7 protein-coding genes are annotated in these 7,860 nt (G+C 39.3%); 5 read left to right on the top strand and 2 right to left on the bottom strand.

Translation table 11 applies throughout. The features are described from left to right. Both VQ643_RS03315 and VQ643_RS03310 read right to left on the bottom strand, forming a co-directional pair. Positions 1-1,165, bottom strand: a 1,165-nt coding sequence (locus VQ643_RS03315) for an Ig-like domain-containing protein (protein WP_414197848.1), incomplete at its 3' end; no start/stop codon positions are given. Between the two features lie 99 nt (positions 1,166-1,264). After that, a complete protein-coding gene (locus VQ643_RS03310; RefSeq protein ID WP_414197847.1) occupies positions 1,265-2,773 on the bottom strand; it encodes a tryptophan halogenase family protein in 1,509 nt (502 codons plus the stop codon). A 788-nt stretch (positions 2,774-3,561) separates the two neighbouring features. Between VQ643_RS03310 and VQ643_RS03305 the strand changes: the two genes are divergently transcribed. From VQ643_RS03305 to VQ643_RS03285, 5 genes are all read left to right on the top strand, one after another. Continuing rightward, on the top strand, positions 3,562-4,230 hold the full coding sequence (locus VQ643_RS03305) for a hypothetical protein (protein WP_414197846.1): 669 nt from the start codon (positions 3,562-3,564) through the stop codon (positions 4,228-4,230). A 377-nt stretch (positions 4,231-4,607) separates the two neighbouring features. Continuing rightward, positions 4,608-5,693 (top strand): hypothetical protein, encoded by a 1,086-nt coding sequence (locus VQ643_RS03300; protein ID WP_414197845.1) that lies wholly within the window; start codon positions 4,608-4,610, stop codon positions 5,691-5,693. A gap of 268 nt (positions 5,694-5,961) precedes the next feature. After that, complete coding sequence (locus VQ643_RS03295; protein WP_414197844.1) at positions 5,962-6,507, top strand: GspH/FimT family pseudopilin; 546 nt, start codon at positions 5,962-5,964, stop codon at positions 6,505-6,507. A 3-nt stretch (positions 6,508-6,510) separates the two neighbouring features. Beyond that, positions 6,511-7,056 (top strand): type IV pilus modification protein PilV, encoded by a 546-nt coding sequence (gene pilV / locus VQ643_RS03290; protein ID WP_414197843.1) that lies wholly within the window; start codon positions 6,511-6,513, stop codon positions 7,054-7,056. After that, entirely contained in the window at positions 7,053-7,859 is an 807-nt protein-coding gene (locus VQ643_RS03285; RefSeq protein ID WP_414197842.1) for a PilW family protein, read from the top strand. Before pilV ends, VQ643_RS03285 begins: the two co-directional genes overlap by 4 nt. Position 7,860 lies beyond the last annotated feature (1 nt).

The raw sequence follows: 7,860 nt of genomic DNA, 5'->3' as shown, positions 1-7,860 counted from the left end.
TCACCGTTTGGCTTGGCGCTGCGGTATCTAAGGTGATTTGGTATTCGTTAGATTCTACGCCTTGGTTGCCTGCTGCATCTTCTACGCGGGCGACGTATGTGTAGTTGCCGTCGTTGGCGATGCTGTCAGTAAATTCCCATTGGGTGTTGCTAACTGTGGCTATACCTACTTTTTTACCATCACGGTAAATCACCAGTTGCTCTGTGCTATCTAGTGTTTTGTCTAGGCTGCCTTTGAGCGTTGGGGTTTTGTCGTTGGTGGTGCCGTTGTTGCCAATATCACCTTGGATTGGGTCAACATCGTCGATGATTTGATCAATAGTGGCGACTTGATCTGGGCTCGCGGTGTCTAAGGTGATGTGGTATTCGTTTGATAAGGCACCGGCATTGCCAGCAGCATCTTTAACGCCTGCTGTGTAGGTGTATTTGCCATCGCCTGCTAGGCTGTCTTCAAAGGTCCAGGTGGTGCCTGTTACTGTGGCTTTACCTACTACTTGCCCATTGCGATAAATAACTACTTCCTGACCTGAAGCCAAAGGAGCATCTAAAATTCCTTTAATAGTTGGAGTATTATCATTAGTCACTCCATCGTTGGCAACAATACCAACTACAGGCTCTAGATCATCCTCTACTTCTGTAATAGTAGTTTTCTGTGTGGGCGGTGGGATTATCTCGCCTTCATCATGACCGCCACCACCACCGCCGCCACCGGCAGCGCCACCTGCAACTAACCCTAAGAATACCAGCAGTCCCCAGTTGATATCATTATCAGCAACCCAGACTACAGGCTCTTGCAGTTCACCATTTAATACTTGTACAGCATTAGCTTTATCAACTAAAGCTTCGATAGCTTCTGTATCTAATGTTGATACAGGGGTGTATCCAACTATATCCCCACTTTCAAGCTGTCCAACCACTTGCGATGGGTATAGGTAGTAATCTGTGATAATGATGGATGGCTCTTCTTCATCCAGAAAGAAGATTTTTAAGTCATTACCATCTCTTAATGTAATAATTTCATCTGGGGCATACCCAGTTTCTGGGTTAACAAGAATGTATTCAACGTTTGCTTGCGCTTTAAGGCGCAATGTCTTACCGTCTTTCCCTGTTAAGATTTTGGCGTTTCTATTTGAGTCTGTAATGACACCAATATATAAACTTTTCATAAACTAAACCCGCAAGACAAAACTATTATTAATATAATAATTAGCTATTCAGTTTAATATTGTGACATAGATCTCACTTAAAAATTATTGCAATTAACATTATATTATTTTATTAATTGTTTTCTTTTTATCTATCCACTCTAAAAACTTTTCCAACCTTGCTTTTTTGTCATCTGGAATAGCTAACAAATCATTAACAACAGCCTGCGGAGGTATTAAACCCAAGGCTGCCGCCACAAAAGTCCAGTTAATTATATGGAATATTCCATACCATCCGTTGATTGCATAGTTTTCTATATCGAGCAGCCTTGGTGCTCTTAAACTTACAATTTCTTTGAATGAAAAATATGTGTCAGGATATTTAGCTTGCGCTGCATCACGCCAAAAAGCAGTATCTCGTCTGGGTACATCGTAGTGCATTCTTAAAAAGTCACGGATACCATGCCAAGAACGTAAATTTGCCTCATTAAACTCTGCAATTGTTTTACTGGAAACAATACCTTGACTAAAAGCTATGACTCTTGTGAAGTTTCTTACTTCCTCCACCATCTGGCTAATAGATGTAGCCTCAAGCGGCTCAACAAAACCTGATGCTAGACCAATAGTCAGCATATTTTTTATCCACACGCGCTTATAGCATCCAGATTCAAACTTTATATTTTTTTGTATTTCGACATCAAAACCTAAATAATTCTTTACTTCAGCTACCGCTGCCTCATCTGATAGATGTCGACTACTATAAACATAGCCTGCCCCAACCCTATCTTGGAGAGGAATTTGCCACATCCAACCTGAGCTCATAGCTATAGCGCGGCTCACTAACATAGGGTTTTTCTTAGGATGAGGCATGTAGAAAGGTATAGCACGATCTAGAATAAGATAATCGGTAAAAGACTCCCAATCTGCCTCTTTGCTAGTAGATATGATTTTGCGAGCAAGCCCACTAGCATCAATAATAAAATCGAGCGCTATACTTTCCTTAGTGTCTGTGATGAGATGTGTTACTGTGCCTTCCTGATCTCGAATAACACTCTCAATAACTACGTCTTGATGAGTGACTCCTCGTTCTAATGCTTTATTTTTAAGGTACTTAGCTGTTTTATAGCTATCAAAATGGAAAGAGTTGATGATATCTGTACTATCCGACAATATCGCATTGTGAGCTTCTTCTTGGGTAACATTATTTTTAATATAATGCATACCTCTTATATAGCTATCTAATTGAATACCTTGGTTAATCATCAGTGAAAATAAAGGATAATGCCCATTTTCATGCCATTTGGCTGCCACACCTGATGCTGAGCCAAAAGGGTGGTAAAATACGTCATCAGCCTTTCCCGTTCGCCAGCCTTCATAGCTAAATCCCCACTTAAAGGTAGCATTAGTAGCCTGCTTAAATTCGTCTGGGTCTATATCAACAAATCTAAGGGCTGAAATAAAATTCAATAGCCCCCCCTCGCCTACACCTACAATCCCTATTTTTTCTGACTCTATAACTCTAATTTCAACATTTGGGCTAAAAATTTTTTTTAATGCTAGTGCTGCGTACCACCCTGCTGTCCCTCCACCTAAGATGACAATTCTTTTTATACCTTGAAAATTAATCATCACAGCATCCTTTTATTAAATAGTGTGCTACATAATGTTTACCTTTGAATATAGCTAATTAAAAAACTCAAGTACATAGTGCCATCAATGAGACTTAACAAAACGCAAACTTTAAATGCCCTTAAATTTCTTAGCAAAAGTTTAGCTATTGAGGATCTAGCATCAAGACGCTTAACATGCCAAAAGGCTAGATACAAATTAATGCATCTTATTTTTTAGATAAAGCGCCTAAAAAGAACTGGTTAATTACTAGGCATAAGATAGAACAACTTTTAAAAATGATGGAGAAGCCATTAGATGGCCGGAAACTTTAAACGAAGGATGCAGAACCAACACAGATACATTGCAATGGGCAAATTGCATATCAATTTAGATGATGAGTGCTTAAAGCTCTCTCTAAAAGCCATACTTTGGGTATTTTGAGCAAAAACGAACAAGATTTAATTGTAAGTCAGTCTCCAACTTATCTTTGTTCTACCAAAACAGACTATTTATTAATCATGCGCCCTCGCCTACTGCACTCGTCCAGCAAAGATGTTTCCTCCAAGCACCGACGCATTGTGCATATAGAATACGACAGTTTTGAATTACCTATAGGGCTGACGTGGGTTTAGCTTTATCGCTTGAACGCACTAATTACTTTTGACATTCCGCTCTTTTCTTTCAAAGCCTAAATAACAGATTATTGCCCCACTTTCTATCACATTAATCTCCGCCCAAATGATCTATACTGCCCGCCTCAGCTACATACTGTGCACTTATGAATAACATCAACTAAAGAGACTTTTATGTCAGAGCTAATGGAAGCACTTGAGGACCCTGTAATCATTGGGTTCGCTGTTATTATTTTAGCATTAATCATTGCAATTATTATTGGTATTGTAATGCACCAAAGGAAAATTAATAGTAGCGAGCCCGCCTATACACTGCACTTAGGCGAGCTAGTTATTGCAGGTACTAAGCAATACATAGCTGGGACCTACGAATCCAAAAATATTTTTTCGCAACATGACAATGCACAAGATAAGCTGTTCTTAGAGCACTATAAAATAGGTAACGCCTTTTCAATCTCAGAGATGAACTTCCATATTGCGCGCATTCAAAAACACATCTGGTCAGATGGTTCTATGAGAGCTCAGTTTTCTTATACCCTCTATTTTACAGCCTTTGAAAACATTGAATTTCCTATCCGATTTAATCTGCCATCCAACAAACACATAAGCACGCTGCTATTTGATAAAGAAGGGCTACAGATTTCATGCAATGGGCAAGATGAGCCAACCATTGCGTATGCAGATCTCACCCTAAAAGCACGTGATTCTTATATTGAAATTGCAGCAAATACGCGTAAATATTCGATCCAACGATCTGAGCTAACAGGGCAAGAGCTACATGATCTAGAAGAACTGCTCCATAAGTATGCTGGAAAAATTAATATTAACCAGCTTGATACTTAAAGCCTCATTTCCCAATCTGGCTTTACTTTCTGAGCATGTCAAAAATGCTCTCTAGGGCTAACACTTACCTAGCATGTTTTAGCCTACAAGAGTGATCAGCCTGCAGACAAAATCTGTCTCTGATTAGCTGACAAACTCGATAACGCCTGCAGCCACTCTTAAAAAATAACTGTAATTATCATAATTTTTTAGCATAAATTTGAATTTTATATTTATAGTTATTAATTATTTTGCTTAAAAGTAAAAATATACGCAATAAATAACCATAGCCCTTTGTGACAGTTTGGCGTCTAATAAAACTTAGCAAAACCTGCATATAAGCCGTGTTTCCTCATTTTTAAGATGGCAACACTGGTGGTACACAATGAGGATCGGCCATGAAAGAAAGTATCAAGATTGCCAGCGCCTTAGTCGGCGTTTTAGTCGGCGCAGGCTACGCCTCTGGACAAGAAATTGCGTTATTTTTTGTTAATTTTGGCATGTGGGGCATCTTAGGTTCAGTACTGGGCGCTGTATTGTTTGCGTTTTTAGGTATGTCGTTAGCCAATATTGGAAGTCGCGTAAAAGCCGTTTCCCATAAGCAAGTCATTACTGCTATTTGTGGCAAGTATTTAGGTCAGTTTATTGACTGGTCAATTACCTTTTTTATGTTTGCCATTACGGTAGTAATGATTGCAGGCGGTGCCGCTTTGCTACAACAGCAATACGCGTTAGACACTTCAGTTGGAGGCTTGCTGGTTACTGCTGCCATCATTGCTGTGGTGTGTTTAGACATTCAACGAGTCATTATGCTAATTGGTATCGTCACGCCTTTCTTAATTTTAATTGCGCTGTATTTATCAGGCTATGCGTTTTTTAGTCGTGAACTATCTTTTGACGAATTAGGACTAATAGCACAAGAACAACCCAAAGGAGCTACCCATTGGTTGATCGCTGCTCTGTTGTTTGTGTCCTATAACTTTATTGCTGGCGTCCCCATGTTAGCTATTATGGGTGGCAATGCAACAGGCGAACGTAGTGCTACATGGGGTGGCATTTTGGGTGGCGCAACCTTAGGTATTTTAATGGCAATTATGTCATTAGGCATGCTGTCTCGCTTGGATATCACTGCTGGTTTATCCATGCCAATGCTAGGCTTAGCTGATAAAGTTTCACCTTTTATTGGCTTGGCATTATCTTTGGTGATTTTAGGCATGGTGCTAAATACGGGTGTTGCCATGCTATTTTCTTTCATCGCCCGCTTTCAAGTGGCTGGAACCCGTCATTTTCGTTACAGCACCATAATAATTGGCTTAATCGCTTATGCTGCCAGCTCTATAGGTTTCACAGCCCTTGTAGGCAAAGTGTACCCTGTATTCGGCTATATTGGTTTCTTCTTGATTATGGCTGTCATTGTGGCTTGGTTAAGGATTAAGGTGTTTAAGAAAGCTATTGTATGCAAGCACGCTATTAAGACTAATTAAAAGAGACCGTGCGTTACCTGCTGCGCACGGTATTGATTAAAATCGCCATCTTCTCTTGTGAACTCCATAAAAGTAGAACTAATTCACCACTTAAACGTGAAAAAGTACCGTTCGTCAGGATAAGACCTTAACTTTCTTATTTTTCTCTGAAAAAAACAATAAGTTGTATTAATATCCATAAAAATTATATGTTTATTTGTATAATGTTGTTTTACCAACTGCAGACCTCTAAACAAGCCCTATAAAGCCTACATTTTAGGAGTAAGCCATGACTCATATACGTTTCATGCGCGCCTTCACGCTTATTGAGCTGATGGTAACTATTGCGGTATTAGGAATAGTTCTATTTATTGCTGTACCAAATTTTTATAAATTTGTTATAAAACAAGAGGTTAAAAGCCAAACAAGTGAGCTAGCACTGACTTTAATGTATGCCCGCAGTGAAGCAATGAAACTACAAAAACCTATTGCTGTAGTACCAATGAAAACCAGTAATAATGATCGTTGGGTAAATGGTTGGTGCGTTGTCCCTAAAGGCAAAAATTGCTCTAACACTAGCGACGTATTACGTCAGTTTGAGGTTTCTTCGAACCACATTATTTCCAGCCCAAATACACAGTATGCATCTACGCAACTCGTTTTTACTGCTCGTGGTTCATTAGAGTCAGGAACAGGCTTTATTACATTACAACCTGACTCTAATGATAAAAACCTTAATGAAGGCTCGTTACGTTGTATTGATATTAACCGACAAGGTCGTGCAAGAGTATTAACTGCTAGCGATACTATTTGCCAAGTTGTACAAAAGAGTTAACACATGAAAGCACAGAAAAACGGTTTTTCCTTAATTGAAGTTTTAATCACTTTACTCATTGTTAGTATTGGAATTCTTGGCCTCGCAGCCATGCAGCTAAAAGCTATTCAAAGCACAAATGCTAGCATTCAGCGCTCTCATGCAGTTTGGCTCATGCAAGACTTAGTAGAGAGAATGCGAACAAACAAGCACGCTAGTAATGATACCTTCTTGGCGACAGTTAAATGCAATGCTAAGCCTGCCAAAGCTTGCGCCAGTTATACAGATCCTAAGACAGGGCAAGTTACTAAAGCTCAAGCTTGCACCGCACAAGAAATGGCAACTTTTGACCGCTGGGATACGTTTTGTAGTCAGACTCAACATTATGCGCTACCAGGTATATTCTTTAATAGTCGAGATTCAATTGTTGCCACAACAGACGGAGTCCTGCAGCTAAAACAAGAAAACGACTCTTTGATTTTGAATGCCAAGTGGTACGAACCACATAAAGAAGACAAATATGCCTTTGGTGAAATCGCTGGTGCCTTCTCACAGGAGATCCAACGATGAACGCTGTATTACAAAAAGGTTTAAGTCTAGTTGAGCTTATGGTGGCTTTAGCAATAGGGATGTTTCTAGTTTTAGGAATTATTCAAGTATTTCTTACTAGTCGTGATAGCTACTCAGTAAATGAAGGTATTGCCCGTTTACAAGAAAATGGTCGCTTTTCTTTGGACTTCCTTACCCAGAGTTTACGTCAAGCAGGATATATTGATCCTAAAACAATAGATACTCTTCCTTACGCTATTATTCCTCCGAAAGATAAAGGCTGTAGCTTTGATACTTCATACTGCACAGCAGATGCAAAGGACACTGATCGTATTAGCCTTGCCTTTCAACCACCTATAAATGCGGACGGAAAACGTTACGACTGTGCAGGGAAAGTAGTTTCTGATAATCAAGGAGTCATTATTAATGTTTATACTGTGGTTGAAACTCCCACTGAAACCAACCCAACAGCTAAAAGTTTAGCTTGCAAGTCAAAGGAGTATGACGGTAAAGAAACTATTACAAGTACTTACGCAGACGGTATTTTGGTGGAAGGTGTAGATACCTTACAAATCCAATACGGCCTTGCTGATAAAATTAACTCAGAATCTGTGACACGCTATGTTAGTGCAAATGATGTAGATAACTGGAATATTGTTCGATCCGTCCGTGTTGCTGTAATAGTTAACTCCTCTTTAAATTCTACACAGGCTAGTGAAAAAGTATTTTATCTATTTGATAACGCCCCATTTAAATACAATGACAAGCAATTACGTCAAGTATTTACTACTACAGTTCAAATTAAAAATGTAAACCTTAGGTAAT

The sequence above is a fragment of the Pseudomonas sp. F1_0610 genome (assembly GCF_047470865.1).
Classification (GTDB): Bacteria; Pseudomonadota; Gammaproteobacteria; order Pseudomonadales; family Pseudomonadaceae; genus JAZDRH01.
Note: the sequence above shows the minus strand (reverse complement) of the source record. Positions and strands in the feature narration are given on the sequence as shown.